This window comes from Anaeromyxobacter paludicola (assembly GCF_023169965.1).
GTDB lineage: Bacteria > Myxococcota > Myxococcia > Myxococcales > Anaeromyxobacteraceae > Anaeromyxobacter_B > Anaeromyxobacter_B paludicola.
This window is the reverse complement of record NZ_AP025592.1, coordinates 3,323,591-3,337,231: the sequence shown is the minus strand read 5'-3', so window position 1 is coordinate 3,337,231 and position 13,641 is coordinate 3,323,591. Positions and strand designations below refer to the sequence as shown.

11 protein-coding genes are annotated in these 13,641 nt (G+C 73.8%); 5 read left to right on the top strand and 6 right to left on the bottom strand.

The window, feature by feature from the left end:
• Positions 1–5 precede the first annotated feature (5 nt).
• The gene (locus AMPC_RS14925) at positions 6–1,187 is read left to right on the top strand and encodes a response regulator (RefSeq protein WP_248342209.1); all 1,182 of its coding nucleotides are present in this window, start codon (positions 6–8) and stop codon (positions 1,185–1,187) included.
• A gap of 9 nt (positions 1,188–1,196) precedes the next feature.
• Here the strand turns inward: AMPC_RS14925 and nagZ are convergent, their stop codons facing one another.
• Both nagZ and glgC read right to left on the bottom strand, forming a co-directional pair.
• The gene (nagZ, locus tag AMPC_RS14920; protein ID WP_248342208.1) at positions 1,197–2,285 is read right to left on the bottom strand and encodes a beta-N-acetylhexosaminidase; all 1,089 of its coding nucleotides are present in this window, start codon (positions 2,283–2,285) and stop codon (positions 1,197–1,199) included.
• Between the two features lie 32 nt (positions 2,286–2,317).
• Entirely contained in the window at positions 2,318–3,556 is a 1,239-nt protein-coding gene (glgC, locus tag AMPC_RS14915; protein ID WP_248342207.1) for a glucose-1-phosphate adenylyltransferase, read from the bottom strand.
• 119 nt (positions 3,557–3,675) lie between these two features.
• Here glgC and AMPC_RS14910 point away from each other — a divergent pair, with 119 nt between their 5' ends.
• Positions 3,676–4,608, top strand: coding sequence for a class I SAM-dependent methyltransferase (locus tag AMPC_RS14910; protein ID WP_248342206.1), 933 nt, complete (start codon positions 3,676–3,678; stop codon positions 4,606–4,608).
• Here AMPC_RS14910 and AMPC_RS14905 read toward each other — a convergent pair.
• Complete coding sequence (locus AMPC_RS14905) at positions 4,605–5,096, bottom strand: methylated-DNA--[protein]-cysteine S-methyltransferase (RefSeq protein WP_248342197.1); 492 nt, start codon at positions 5,094–5,096, stop codon at positions 4,605–4,607. The genes AMPC_RS14910 and AMPC_RS14905 overlap by 4 nt on opposite strands.
• Positions 5,097–5,206: 110 nt before the next feature.
• Here AMPC_RS14905 and AMPC_RS14900 point away from each other — a divergent pair, with 110 nt between their 5' ends.
• Positions 5,207–6,352, top strand: a complete 1,146-nt coding sequence (locus AMPC_RS14900) for a PAS domain S-box protein (RefSeq protein ID WP_248342196.1) — start codon at positions 5,207–5,209, stop codon at positions 6,350–6,352.
• Between the two features lie 79 nt (positions 6,353–6,431).
• On the opposite strand, the gene add is transcribed toward AMPC_RS14900, so the two are convergent.
• Positions 6,432–7,556, bottom strand: a complete 1,125-nt coding sequence (gene add / locus AMPC_RS14895; RefSeq protein WP_248342194.1) for an adenosine deaminase — start codon at positions 7,554–7,556, stop codon at positions 6,432–6,434.
• A gap of 51 nt (positions 7,557–7,607) precedes the next feature.
• Here add and AMPC_RS14890 point away from each other — a divergent pair, with 51 nt between their 5' ends.
• Positions 7,608–7,937, top strand: a complete 330-nt coding sequence (locus tag AMPC_RS14890; protein ID WP_248342192.1) for a hypothetical protein — start codon at positions 7,608–7,610, stop codon at positions 7,935–7,937.
• A 3-nt stretch (positions 7,938–7,940) separates the two neighbouring features.
• Here the strand turns inward: AMPC_RS14890 and AMPC_RS14885 are convergent, their stop codons facing one another.
• Both AMPC_RS14885 and AMPC_RS14880 read right to left on the bottom strand, forming a co-directional pair.
• Positions 7,941–10,310, bottom strand: coding sequence for an ATP-dependent helicase (locus tag AMPC_RS14885; protein WP_248342189.1), 2,370 nt, complete (start codon positions 10,308–10,310; stop codon positions 7,941–7,943).
• 66 nt (positions 10,311–10,376) lie between these two features.
• The gene (locus tag AMPC_RS14880) at positions 10,377–11,858 is read right to left on the bottom strand and encodes a phospholipase D-like domain-containing protein (protein WP_248342186.1); all 1,482 of its coding nucleotides are present in this window, start codon (positions 11,856–11,858) and stop codon (positions 10,377–10,379) included.
• Between the two features lie 125 nt (positions 11,859–11,983).
• On the opposite strand from AMPC_RS14880, the gene AMPC_RS14875 reads away from it, so the two are divergent.
• Complete coding sequence (locus AMPC_RS14875) at positions 11,984–13,636, top strand: ribonuclease J (RefSeq protein WP_248342184.1); 1,653 nt, start codon at positions 11,984–11,986, stop codon at positions 13,634–13,636.
• The last annotated feature ends 5 nt before the right edge of the window (positions 13,637–13,641 follow it).

Sequence of the window (13,641 nt, the reverse complement as noted above, 5' to 3'; positions counted from 1 at the left end):
CCCCGATGCCCAGGATCCTGGTGGTGGACGACAACCAGGAGCTGCTCACGCTCCTCGGCCGGCTCGTCTCCGGCGAAGGGTGGGAGCCGCTCCTCGTGAACCGCGGCAAGCCGGCCATCGAGGCCATCGCCGGGCAGCGGCTCGACGCGGCGATCGTGGACGTCCTCCTGCCCGACATGATGGGCTACGAGGTCGGCGCCTGCTGCAAGAACGCGGGCGTGCCGTTCGTCTTCGTCACCGGCGTCTTCAAGGGGCCGCGGGCGGCGCAGGAGGCGAAGGCGCAGCACGGCGCGGCCGGGTACTTCGAGAAGCCCTTCGACGCCAAGGCCCTGATGGCGGCGATCCGCGCGCTCCTGCCAGCCGCGCCCGCCGCCGCCACGCCCGCTCCGGCGCCCGCGCCGGCCGACGCGCCCGACGACTTCGACGTCGAGGTGGCGGTGGACGACGAGGAGGCGGAGGCGCCGGCCGACGCGGAGCCCGCGCCCACCCCGCCGCCGGAGGGAGCGCTCCGCGACAACCTGCCCGACCTGCTCGCCGCCTTCTACCTGGCGCAGCAGACCGGCGAGCTCACCGTGCAGCGCGGCCCGGTGAGGAAGACCGTCTTCTTCGAGCAGGGGCTGCCGCGCTTCGCCATCTCCAACCTGCGCTCCGATCGGCTCGGGCCGTTCCTGGTGCGGGTGGGCAAACTCACCGAGGAGCAGCTCGGGGAGGCGGTGGCGATCGTGGACGCCACCCGCCGGCGCATGGGCGAGGTGCTGGTGGAGCTCGGCCACCTCGATCCCGACGAGAAGGCCTACTACGTGGGCCAGCAGGTGAAGGCGATCATCTACACGCTCTTCGGCTGGGAGGAGGGGGCGTACCGCTTCCACTTCACCGCCGCGCGCGAGAGCGAGGAGATCAAGCTCGCCATCCACCCGGCGTCGCTCATCCTGCGCGGCGTGAAGCGGCTCTACCGGCGGGAGCGGCTGCAGCGGCTGCTGCCCGACGCGGAGCGGCTCGCGCCCTCGCTCGCGCCGGTCTTCCCGCCCGGCGAGGTGCCGCTCGCGTCGTGGGAGAAGCAGCTCCTCACCCGCGTGGACGGGGTCCGCACGGTCTCGGAGCTGGCCCGGGAGAGCGGCAAGGCGCTCGACGAGGCGCGCGGGTCGCTCTACGGCATGCTGGCGGCCCGGATCCTCCAGCGGGCCTGACCCCCGCCTCTACGCCGTCGGATCGCGCCCCACCGCGAGCGGCGGGATCCGGCCCACCAGGGCGAGGTGCTCCGGCGTGCGCAGCGCACGGCGCACCGCCGCGGGGTCGGGCGGCGGGCCGGCCCAGGCGAGGAGCCGGTCCACCCGCGCGCCGGCCTCGGCGAGCCGGGCGCCCGGGACCTCGCCGCGCTCCACCGCGGCGCGCGCGAGGTCGATGGCCCGGTGCTGCTTCTCGGGGGTGTGGCAGACGAGGAGCTGGTCCACCCCGGCGGCGAGCGCGGCCGGGACCGCCTCCTCGAGCGCGAAGTGCTCCGCCACCGCCTTCATCTCGAGGTCGTCGGAGACCACGCAGCCGCGGTAGCCGCAGGCCTCGCGGAGCAGCCGGAGCACCGGCGCCGAGAGGGTCGCCGGGAGGCGCGGGTCGAGCGCCTCGAACACCACGTGCGCCGTCATCACGGAGGCCACCCCGGCCCGGGCGAGCGCGCGGAACGGCACGAGCTCCACCCGCTCCAGCCGGTCGAGGGCGTGCGGCAGGCGCGGCAGGTCCTGGTGCGAGTCCTGGCTGGTGTCGCCGTGGCCGGGGAAGTGCTTGGCGCAGGCGGCCACGCCGGCCGACTGGAGCCCGCGCGCGAGCGCCGCCCCGAGCCGGCCCACCTCGGCCGGATCGCGCGACAGGCTGCGGTCGCCGATCACCGGGTTGGCGGGGTTCGTGTCCACGTCCACCACCGGCGCGTAGTCCTGGTCCACCCCGGCGGCGCGGAGCTCGCGGCCGAGCAGCGCGCCCACCTCGAAGGCGAGCCCCTCGTCCCCGAGCTGGCCGACGGCGCGCATGGGCGGCAGCTCGGTGAAGCCCTGCGGCGCCCGCAGCCGCGCCACCCGCCCGCCCTCCTGGTCGATGGAGACGAGGAGCGGCCGGCCGGCCGCCCGCTTGAGCGCCGCCGAGAGCGCCGCCACCTGCTCGGCGTCGGCGACGTTGCGGGCGAAGAGGATCACGCCCCCCACGCCGCGCCGCACGAGCTCCAGCACCTCCGGGGTCGGGCTCGTGCCCTGGAACCCGACCACGAAGAGCCGGGCGATCTCCTGATCGAGCGTCGGCACGCGCGTCCGCCAGCCGGAGCCTTCGCAGGCCCTCAGGCGCCCTCGATGCGCATCCCCTTGGGGATGACCACGATCCCGCTCTCGGTGACGTGGAAGCGCTTCTTGTCCTCGTCGAGGTCGTAGCCGATGGAGGTGCCCGCCGGAATGTCCACGTGCTTGTCGATGATGGCCCGGCGGATCCTGCAGTGCCGGCCGATGTTCACGTTCTCGAAGAGGATCGAGTCCTCCACGAAGGCGTAGCTGTTGATGCGCACCTTCGGCGAGAGGATGGAGTGGTGCACGTGGCCGCCGGAGATGATGCAGCCCTCGGAGACGAGCGTGTCGGTGGCGTGGCCGACGCGGTGCTCCTTCTCGTTGTTGAAGACGAACTTGGCCGGCGGGTAGTTGTACTGGATCGTGTAGATGGGCCAGCGGTCGTTGTAGAGCGAGAAGACCGGGTCCACCGCGACCAGGTCCATGTTGCACTGGTAGTAGGCGTCGAGGCTCCCGACGTCGCGCCAGTACCCGCGCTCCTTCAGGCTCTGCCCGGGCACCTCGTTCTTCGCGAAGTCGTACACGAACACCCGCTTGCGCGGGTACATCGAGGCCACGATCGACTTGCCGAAGTCGTGCGCGCTGTTCGGGTCGCCGGCGTCGCGCACGATCTCCTGGACCAGCGCCTCGGTGCCGAAGAGGTAGTTCCCCATCGACGCGAGGCAGCGGGTCGGGTCGCCCGGCATGGTCTTCGGGTCGCTCTTCGGCTTCTCCACGAAGCCGATCATGCGGCCGTCCTCGTCCACCTCGATGATGCCGAACTCGCTCGCCTCCTCCTTGGGGATGGGGATGGCGGCGACGGTGAGGTCGGCGCGCTTCTCCTTGTGGAAGTCGAGCATCTGCCGCACGTCCATGCGGTAGACGTGGTCGGCGCCGAAGACGAAGGTGTAGTCCGGCTCCTCGTCGGTGATGATGTTGAGGTTCTGGTAGATGGCGTCGGCGGAGCCCTCGAACCACTTGGGCCCGACGCGCATCTGCGCCGGCACGATCTCCACGTACTCGCCGAGCAGCGGGGTGAGCCGCCAGGCGCGCTGCACGTGGGTGTTCATCGAGTCCGACTTGTACTGCACCAGCACCTTCATCTGCAGCACGCCGGAGTTGGCGAAGTTGGAGAGGACGAAGTCGATGATGCGGTAGCGGCCGCCGAACGGCACCGCGGGCTTGGCGCGCTCGCGGGTCAGCGGGTCGAGCCGGCGCCCCTCACCGCCGGCCAGGATCATCGCGAGCACTTTTGCCATTTGTGTACGTCCCCTCCGTCACCGCCGACTGTCGCCCAGCCGCCCCGAGGTGGCAAGAAACGGGCGGTCAGGCCATCAATGTGCGCGCGGGCGGGTGCCCGTGCTATGGAGTCGGCGCCGTGAGAGAGAACGCTTCCGCAGCCCTGGCCGGGCCCGCCCTCGCGCCGGTGCCTCCTCGCTGCTACCTGTGCGGCGGCGGCCGGCTGGCGCTCCGCTTCCCCGCCCGCGGGGCCGCCCCGGCGCCCGACGCCAGGGCCTACAACTGTACGAGCTTCGGGCACCGCGCTCACCCGCCCATCTGGGGTTGCCTCGACTGCGGCCTGCTCTTCCAGTGGCCGCTCCCTCGCAACGAGGACCTGCTCGCGCTCTACGCCGACGTGGAGGACCCGGTCTACCTGGCGGAGAAGGAGAACCGGTACCTCACCTTCCGGCGCGTGCTGCCGCTGCTCGGCGCGCCGCGCGGGCGGCGCCTCCTCGACGTGGGCGCGTACTGCGGCTACTTCGTGGACGTGGCGCGGCAGGGCGGGTTCGCGGCCGAGGGGATCGAGCTCTCGCGCTGGGCGGCCGGGCACGCCCGCTCCCTCGGCCTCACCATCCACGGCGAGACCCTGGCCGAGCGCGCCGCGAGCGGCGAGGCCTACGACGTGCTCACGCTCTGGGACGTGGTGGAGCACTTCGCCGACCCGCGGGCCGAGCTCCGGGAGGCCTTCCGGCTCCTGCGCCCGGGCGGGCGGGCCTACCTGTCCACCATCGACGCCGGCAGCCTGGTGGCCCGCGCGCTCGGCGCCCGCTGGCCGTGGCTCATGGACATGCACCTCGTCTACTTCGACCGGAGCACGCTGCCCTTGCTCCTGCGCGAGGTGGGCTTCGAGGTGGAGGCGGTCCGGAACTACAGCCACACCGTCTCGGCGGGCTACCTGCTGCGCAAGCTCGCGGCCGCCTTCCCCCGCCTCGCGCCCCTCTTCCGCGCCGCCCGCTTCCTCGTGCCCGACCGGCTGCCGGTCCCCGTGAACCTCGGGGACAACATGGTGGTCCTGGCGCGGCGGCCCTAGCGGCTCACCCGCAGCAGCGGCGCGTGCGCCGCCTCGTGGGCGAGCAGCCAGCGCTTCGCGTCGAGCCCGCCGGCGTACCCGCCGAGCCGGCCGCCCGCCTGCACCACGCGGTGGCAGGGGACGAGGATGGCGACCGGGTTCCGCCCGTTGGCCGCCCCGACGGCGCGCGCCGCGCCGGGGCGGCCGAGGGCGAGCGCGATCTCGCCGTAGGTGCGCGTCTCGCCGAAGGGGATCCGGAGCAGCTCCTCCCAGACCGTCCGCTCGAACTCGGTGCCGCGCAGGTCGAAGGCGGGCAGGCGCGGCGGCGCGCGGCCGGCGAAGTAGTCCTCGAGCGCCGCGAGCGCGTCCTCCACGTGGCGGCGCGTCAGCGCCGACACCGGCGGCCGGGCGGGCGTGCGCGCGCCGAGGTGGAGGGCGCAGACGCCCTCGTCCGACGCCTCCACGGCGATCGGCCCCAGGGGCGAGCGGTAGCGGGCGAGGGCGGTCATGGCGCTCCGGATTCTACGCCTTCCAGGCCTTGCGCGGCAGAGGCTCCGGGCGCCGCCCGGCCGAAGACTCCGGACGGGCGCGGAGCTCGGACAGGGTAGACTCCGGGCCAATGAATCCCGGCGATCACGCGACGATCCGGAAGCTCCTCGACGACTACCTCCGGATGTACGCCTCCCGCGACGACCGGCTCACCGGCTTCTTCAGCGAGGACTTCTCCGGCTTCGCCGGCGGCGGCGACGTCCTCGTCAAGGACCGCGAGGAGTGGGTCGCGATCACCCGCCAGGACTTCTCCCAGGTCCGGGACCCCATTCGCCTCGAGCTGGAGGACGTCGCCCTCCAGTCGCTGTCCGAGACGATCGCCGTCGCCACCAGCTTCTTCAAGATCCACCTGCCGATCGAGGACCACGTGCTGTCGCGGGAGACCGCCCGCCTGGTCCTGATCTTCCGCAAGGAGACGTCGGGCTGGAAGATCACGCACAGCAGCATCTCCATTCCGTACCACCTGGTCCGCGAGGGCGAGGTGTATCCGCTGAAGGAGCTGGAGAGCCGCACGCAAGTCCTGGAACAGCGGGTGGCCGAGCGGACCCGGCAGCTCTCCGAGGCGAACGCGGGCCTGGCGAGGGAGGTCGCCGAGCGCAAGCAGACGGAGGAGCGGCTCCGGGAGAGCGAGACGCTCTACCGGTCGATCCTGAACGCGTCTCCCGACGACATCACGATCGCCGATCTCGAGGGCCGGGTCCTGATGGTCTCGCCCAACGCCGTGACCATGTTCGGCTTCGAGAGCACGGAGCAGGGCATGGGGCTCAAGGTCACCGACTTCCTGGTGCCGGAGGACCGGGAGCGCGCCATGTCCAGGGTCGCCCTCCTCTTCCGGGGCGAGGTGTCGGGTCCGAGCGAATACCGGGGGCTGCGCCGGGACGGCAGCACCTTCGACATCGAGGTGAACAGCGCCCTCATCCGCGACGCGGAGGGGCGACCGACCAGGCTGGTGGTGATCGCCCGCGACATCACCGCCCGCAAGCGAACCGAGGCCGCCCTGCAGAAGGCGGTCGCGCAGATCAAGACGCTGCGCGGCCTCCTCCCCATCTGCATGCACTGCAAGAACATCCGGGACGACCGGGGAAACTGGAGCCCGATGGAGGTCTACGTCCGGGAGCGCACCGGCGCCGAGTTCAGCCACGGCCTCTGCCCGACCTGCCTGGCGACGAGGTATCCCGAGTTCACGCGGGACGAGGGCGAGGACGAGCAGGCCTGAGGCGGACGGGATGACCGGGCCGCGCCACGGTCGGCCCACGACGGGCCAGGCCGTTCGCCGCCGAGGGAGGCGCCCCCCTCTACGCCTCCCTGGCGTTCCGCGGCAGCGACTCCACGAGCTTGGGCGGCGCGCCGTGCTTCGCCAGGACGGCGGCGATCTCCTGGTTCACCGCCTTGAGGAGGTCGGCCTTCTCCCGGTACGGGAGGAAGGCGCTCTTGAACCCCGACACGATGAGCGTGCAGAGGTCCTCGAGCGTGAAGCCCATCTCGCGGTGGGCGATGCCGAGCTCCTTCGTCAGCGTGGTGTCGGTGATGAGCCGGTTGTCGGTGTTGATGGTCACCCGCAGGCCGAAGTCGAAGTAGAACTTGAGCGGGTGGCTCTTCATGTCGGCCACCGACCCGGTCTGCACGTTCGACGACGGGCACATCTCGAGCGGCACCCGGTGGTCGTTGATGTAGTTGAGGAGGTCGCCGTTCTCGCGCAGCCGCACGCCGTGGCCGATCCGGTGGGCGCCGCAGTAGTGGACCGCCTGCGCGATCGACTCCGGGCCGAAGGCCTCGCCGGCGTGGATGGTCACGTTGACGTTGTTGGAGAGGATGAGCTGGAACGCCGCCTGGTGGTCCTTCGAGGGGTAGCCCTCCTCGGCGCCGGCGAGGTCGTATCCCACCACGCCGCGGTTCTTGTAGGCCACCGCCAGCTCGGCGAGCCGGAGCGAGGTCGCGGGGTCGATGTGCCGGATCCCGCAGATGATGACGTTCGACTTGACGTGGGTCTCGCGCTTGGCGACCCGGAGCCCCTCGAGCACCGCGTCCACGATGGTGGTCGGCTTGAGGCCGAGCCGGGTGTGGAGCACCGGCGCGTAGCGCACCTCGAGGTAGCGCACGTTCTCGCGCGCGGCGTCGATGGCGAGCTCGTAGGCGGCCCGGTAGAGCGACTCCTCGGTCTGGAGCACCGAGAGGGTGACGTCGAAGGCCTCGAGGTACTTCTCGAGCGAGCCGGTGTTCTGGCCCATGTGGATGGCCCGGGCGAGCCCCTCGGGCGTGTCGGCGGGGAGCCGGACCTTCTGCTTCTCGGCGAGGTCGAGGATGGTCTCGAGGCGCAGCGAGCCGTCGAGGTGGCAGTGGAGGTCGGTCTTGGGGAGGGCCCGGAGCAGCTCCTCCGTCACGGGGGGGAAGTCGCCGGGGTGGGGCGTCGAGGTCGCCATGCCCTAGTATAAAGGGGGCGCGAGGGCGGGGCGACCGGCTATCGTGAGGGCATGTTCGCGCACGTCGCCGCCTTCCTGGTCCGCTGGGCCGCCTCGGCCGTGGTGCTGATGCTCTCGGTCGGGTGGGTCACGCCGGGAAACCCCCGGAACACCTTCGGGACGGCGCTGCTCGTCGCCTTCCTCCTCTCGGCGGCCTGGTACCTCACGCTCGCGAAGTTCCTCTGGTTCCTGCTCCTGCCGTGGCTGCTCTACGTGGTCATCTGGCTCGCGACGGTCACCTTCGCCTACGGGGTGGGGGTGGGGCACGCGCTGCTCATCGCCATCGCCATGGCGATCATCTCGTTCCTCGTGTCGCTGGTGTTCGGGGTGAGGACGCTCTGAGCGCTACCCGGGCCTGAGGAACCGCGCCAGCACCCGCTTCTCGCCGGCCCCGAAGAACGCCACCGTCACCTTGGCCTCCGCGCCCGCGCCGTCGCAGGACTTCACCACGCCCTCGCCGAGCGACGGGTGCACCACCCGGGCGCCGCGCGGGAACGGGGCGCCGCCGCCGGAGGCCTGCGACTGGTCGTAGGAGTAGTCGATCTCCGGCTCGCCCCGGGGCGCGGCGGGGCGGCGGAGCGGGGGCGCGGCGCGGGGCGGCGGGCGGGACTCCTGGAACCCGTCGGCCTCGTCGAGCTCGATGACCGGCTCGCCGGGGAGCGCGCCCGGGTGGCGGCGGATGACCGGCCCCGACGGGCGCGGCGCGGCGGCGGGGGCGCGCGCGGGGAGGCCGAAGAGCTCGGGCGGGAGATCGCCCAGGAAGCGCGAGGGCTCGGTGGCGCGGAAGCTCGGGCCGTTCTCGCCGAACCCCATGCGCCGGCGCGCCAGCGACAGGGTGAGGAGCTTCTTCGCCCGCGTCATGCCGACGTAGCAGAGCCGCCGCTCCTCGTCCTGCGCGGCGGCCACCTCCGCCGGGCCGTCGTCGGACCAGGGCCGCTCGTACGGCAGCGTGCCGTCCTCCATGCCCGCCATGAAGACCGCGTCGAACTCGAGCCCCTTGGCGGCGTGGAGCGTCATGAGCGCCACCCGCCCCTCGGGCGTGGGGGCGTCGGCGTCGCCGAGGAGCGCGAGCTGCTCGAGGAAGCGCGCCACCGGCGAGGGGAGCTGCTCCTCCGGGTCGCGCGGCGGGGGCTCGCCGGCGTGGGCCTCGTCGAACTCGCGCGCGGCGGCGACCAGCTCGAGCAGGTTCTCCACCCGCTCCACCCCCTCGTCGCTCCCCTCGGCCCGGAACTTCTCGATCATCTCGGAGCGGGTGAGCACCTCCTGCACCGCCACGCCGGCGTCGAGCCCGCCGATGTCGCGGTTCAGCCCGAGGACGAGGTCGTGGAAGGCGGCGAGCGCCTTCCGGGCGGCCGGCTTCAGCTCGGAGATGGCGTCGCGGTCGCCGAGCGCCTCGATGAGCGGGAGCTCCTTCACGGCGGCGTAGGCCCGCAGCCGCTCCACCGTCTTCTCGCCGATGCCGCGCGCCGGCCGGTTGATGACCCGGGCGAGGTCGAGGTCGGAGCGCGGGTTGAGCGCGAGCCGCAGGTAGGCGGCGGCGTCCTTCACCTCGGCCCGCTCGTAGAAGCTCTGGCCCCGGACGATGACGTAGGGGAGGCGGGCGCTCCGCATCGCCGCCTCGAGCGGGCGCGACTGGGCGTTGGTCCGGTAGAGGACGGCGATCTCGTCGAGCCGCACCCCCTCGGCGCGCAGGCCGGCCGCGGCGCGGGCCACCTTCTCGCCCTCCTCGTGCTCGTCCTGGGCCACGAGGAGCCGGAGCGGCGCGCCCCCCTCCTGCGCGGTCCAGAGCTTCTTCTCCCGCCGCCGCGCCGCCTTGGCGATGACGGCGTGGGCGGCCTCGAGGATGCGGCTCGTGGAGCGGTAGTTCTGCTCGAGCTTCACCACCCGCGTGCCGGGGAAGGTCCGGTCGAAGTCGAGGATGTTGGAGACGTCGGCGCCGCGCCACCGGTAGATGGCCTGGTCGTCGTCGCCCACCACGCAGACGTTCCGCGCCGCCCCGGCGAGGAGCTTCACCAGCTCGAGCTGGATGGCGCTCGTGTCCTGGAACTCGTCCACGAGGAGGTAGCGGAAGCGGCCCGACCAGTAGCGCAAGAGGTCGGGGTCGGACTCGAGGAGCTCGAGCGGCCGGAGCAGGAGGTCGCCGAAGTCCACCGCGCCGGCCCGCGCGAGCTGCTTCTCGTAGCGCCGGTAGATCTCGAGCGCCGCCTGCCCCTCCACGTCGTAGTCGCCCACCTTCACGCCGCCCGGCAGGTGGCCGGCGCTCTTCCAGCGGTCGATGCGGGTGAGGACGGCGCGCGGGCCCATCCGGTCGTCGTCGCCCATGCCGGCGGCGGCGAGCTCCGACTTCACCAGGCGGAGCTGGTCGTCGTCGTCGTAGATGGCGAAGTCGGGCGGGAGCCCGGCGCGGTGCGCCTCGCGCCGCAGGAAGCGGGCGCCGAAGGCGTGGAAGGTGCTGAGCCAGAGCTCGCGCGCCTGCGGCCCGAGGAGCGCCTCGAGCCGCTCGCGCATCTCGCCGGCGGCCTTGTTGGTGAAGGTCACCGCGAGCACGTGCCACGGCATCACCCGCCGCTCGGTGACGAGGTGGGCGATGCGGTGCACGATGACGCGGGTCTTGCCGGAGCCGGCCCCGGCGAGGACGAGCAGGGGGCCGTCGCCGTGCAGCACCGCGGCGGCCTGGGCGTCGTTCAGGTCCTGGAGCAGGTCGGGCGCGGACATCGGGGCGCAACATAATCCATTCCGGCCGGGAGGGCCGGGGTCGCGCGCCAGAGGTCGCTCCCGGGCTCACGCCGCGGGCGGCGGCGGCCCCTCCGGCGGCGGCCGCTCGCGCCAGAGCCGCACCCCGCGCAGCACCAGCGCGACGCCGATCCAGGCGCCCAGCACCAGGAACGGCGCGAGCACGGCGCGCGGGTAGAGGCCGGTGACGACGACGAGGCCGAGGAGCGCCAGCCCGGCGAAGAGGAGCAGGCTCGCCTCGGCCGGCCCGAGCAGCCGGTGCCCGCTCAGCGCCGCGCCGACGGCGTTGCCGAGCCGCATGGCGCCGGCGGTGGCCACCGCCGAGCCCTCGCGGACGCGCGGCCGCGGCGCGGGCGGCCCGTGGACCGGCCGCCGCCTCCGGCTCAGCACCACCTCGGTCGCCGTCGCCAGGTCGGCCTCGAACTGCCGCTCCATCTCGGCGCCGAAGGCCTCGTCCTCCACCGCCACGTCGAGCTCCCAGTTGCCCATGAAGCTCGAGGCGTTGAGGTTGGACGAGCCGACCCGCGCCCAGCGCCCGTCGGCGACCGCGGTCTTGGCGTGCAGCATGGGGCCGGACCACTCGAAGAGCCGGACGCCCGCCTCGAGCAGCGGCCGGTAGCCGGCGGTCCCGAGCCGCTTCACGAGGCCGAGGTCGCTCCGGCCCGGCACGAGGAAGCGCACGTCCACCCCGTCGGCCGCGGCGCCGCGCAGCGCCTGCACGTAGCTCGGCATGCCGACGTAGTAGGCGTCGGTGATCCAGAGCCGCTCCCGGGCGACGGCCGCGATGAGCTGGTCGAGCCGGAGGAGGCCGGCCGTGGCGGGCTCGGTCGCGACCACCCGCACCGCCGTGTCGCCGGCCGCGGGCAGGTCGGACGGGTCGGGGAGCTCGCCCAGGGGGATGGCGGGGCCGGCCTCGGCCCAGGTCCGCGCGAAGGCGCGCGCGAGGTCGGCCACCGCCGGGCCGCGGACCTCGAGGCCGCTGTCGCGCCAGGGCGGCTCGCCGCGGGCCGGGTCCCCGCACCAGCGGTCGGCGACGCAGAGGCCGGAGACGAAGCCGAGCTCGCCGTCCACCACGGTGCACTTGCGGTGGTCGCGCCGGAGGAAGGCGAGCGGGCTCTCGAGGCGCGGCGGGTTGAAGCAGCGCACCTCGACGCCGGCCGCGGCGAGCCGCCGCCAGAAGCCGCGGTCCGCCTCGCCCAGCCCTCCGAGCCAGTCGTGCAGCACCCGCACCTGCACGCCCTGCCGGGCCTTCTCGGCGAGCGCCCGCGCGAAGCGGGTCCCGATCTGGTCGCCGGCGAGGATGTAGGCCTCGAACCAGACGCTCCGCTCGGCGCGCTCGATGGCCCGCAGCCAGGCCGGGAAGTTCTCGGCGGCGTCCCGCAGGAGGCGCACCCGGTTCCCGGGGACGAGCGGCGCCCCGGCGGCGCGCGAGAAGGCCTGCTCGCCCAGGGGCCGCAGCCAGGCGCGCTGCGCGCCCGGGCTCGGCGGCGCGGGGGCGGGGCGGGCGCGGAGGGACCACGGGCCGGGCATGGGGGGATCATCGCCCGGCCGGCGGCGCGGCGGAAGGCCCAGGAGGGCCCCGGGGCGGAGGGCGCGCGCCAGCGGCCGCCGGAAGGGCGCCGGGGCCGGGCGCCCCGTTATAGAGTGCGCGGCCCATGGCACCCCCCGTCCGCATCGCCGCCCTCGGAGGCCTCGGAGAGGTCGGCATGAACTGCACCGCCTACGAGTGCGAGGGGCGGATCGCGGTCGTGGACTGCGGCATCCTCTTCCCGAACGAGAACCTGGGCGTGGACGTGATCGCCCCCGACCTCTCCTGGCTCAAGGAGCGCAAGGCGCAGGTGGGGGCGGTCTTCGTGACGCACGGCCACGAGGACCACATCGGCGCCCTCCCCTTCCTCCTGCGCGACGTGCCGGTGCCGGTCTACGCGCCGCGCTTCGCCCTGGAGCTGCTGCGCGGGCGCTGCGCCGAGATGGGGATCGCGGCCGACCTGCGCGAGGTCCGGCCGGGCGACGTCCGCGACCTCGGCGAGGGCTCGCCGCTGGCGGTGGAGTTCGTGAGCGTCACCCACTCGATCCCCGACGCCTGCGCGCTCGCGATCTCGACGCCCCAGGGCACGCTCGTCCACACCGGCGACTTCAAGATCGACGAGACGCCGGTCTCGCGGCGCGGCTTCGACCTCGCCCGCCTCGAGGCGCTCGGCCGGGAGGGGGTGCGGCTGCTCCTCTCCGACTCCACCAACGCGGAGCGGCCGGGGAGCTCGCTCTCGGAGGCGGCGGTGGCGCCCGGGCTGGCGGCGCTGTTCGAGCGGGCGACGCGGCGGGTCTTCGTGGCCTGCTTCGCCTCCAACATCGACCGGATCCAGCAGGTGGGCCAGGCGGCGCGGGCCGAGGGGCGGCGGGTGGCGCTGCTCGGGCGGTCGATGGAGCAGAACGTCCGGCTGGCGCGCGAGCTCGGGTACCTCTCCTTCGCCGGCTGGCAGGGCTGCACGCCCGAGGAGGCCCGCGAGCTGCCGCCGCGAGAGCTCTGCGTCGTCACCACCGGCACCCAGGGCGAGCCGCGGAGCGCGCTGGCCCGCCTCGCCCGCGGCGAGCACCCGGAGCTGACGGTCGAGCCGGGCGACCTCGTCATCCTCTCCTCGCGCCACATCCCGGGGAACGAGCTCGCGATCGGGCAGGTGGTGAACGACCTCTGCCGGCGCGGCGCCGAGGTGGTCTACGAGGGCGGGCCGCGGGTCCACGTCTCCGGTCACGCCGCCGAGGACGAGCAGCGCCGGCTCATCCGGACGCTCCGGCCGGAGCGCTTCGTCCCCATCCACGGCGAGTACCGGCAGCTCTCCCGCCACGCCGCCCACGCCGCCGCCGAGGGGGTGGCCCACCGGCACCTGCTCCTCGACGGGGACGTGCTCGAGCTCTCCGACGACGGCGCGCGGGTGCTGCCGGAGAAGCTGCCGGTGGGGCGCGTCTACACCGATCGCGAGGCGCTCGCCGGGGAGGACATCGGGGCGCTGGTGGTGAAGGACCGCCGGCTGCTCGCCGAGGCGGGGCTCTGCACCGTGGTGCTGGTGGTGGACAAGGCGAGCGGCGAGGTGGTCCGCGGGCCCGATCTCTTCGCGAAGGGCGTGGCCGGCTTCGAGGGGACCGAGGCCGAGCTCCGGGGCGAGGCGCTCCGGGCGGTCGAGGAGCTCTCGCCGCAGGCCCGGGCCGACGTCGCCGAGGTGCAGGAGGCGCTGCGGGTGGCGGTGCGCCGCTACTTCCGCAAGAGCGGCGGCCGGCGGCCGACCGTGTTACCTGTGGTGCTCGAACTTTGAGGGAG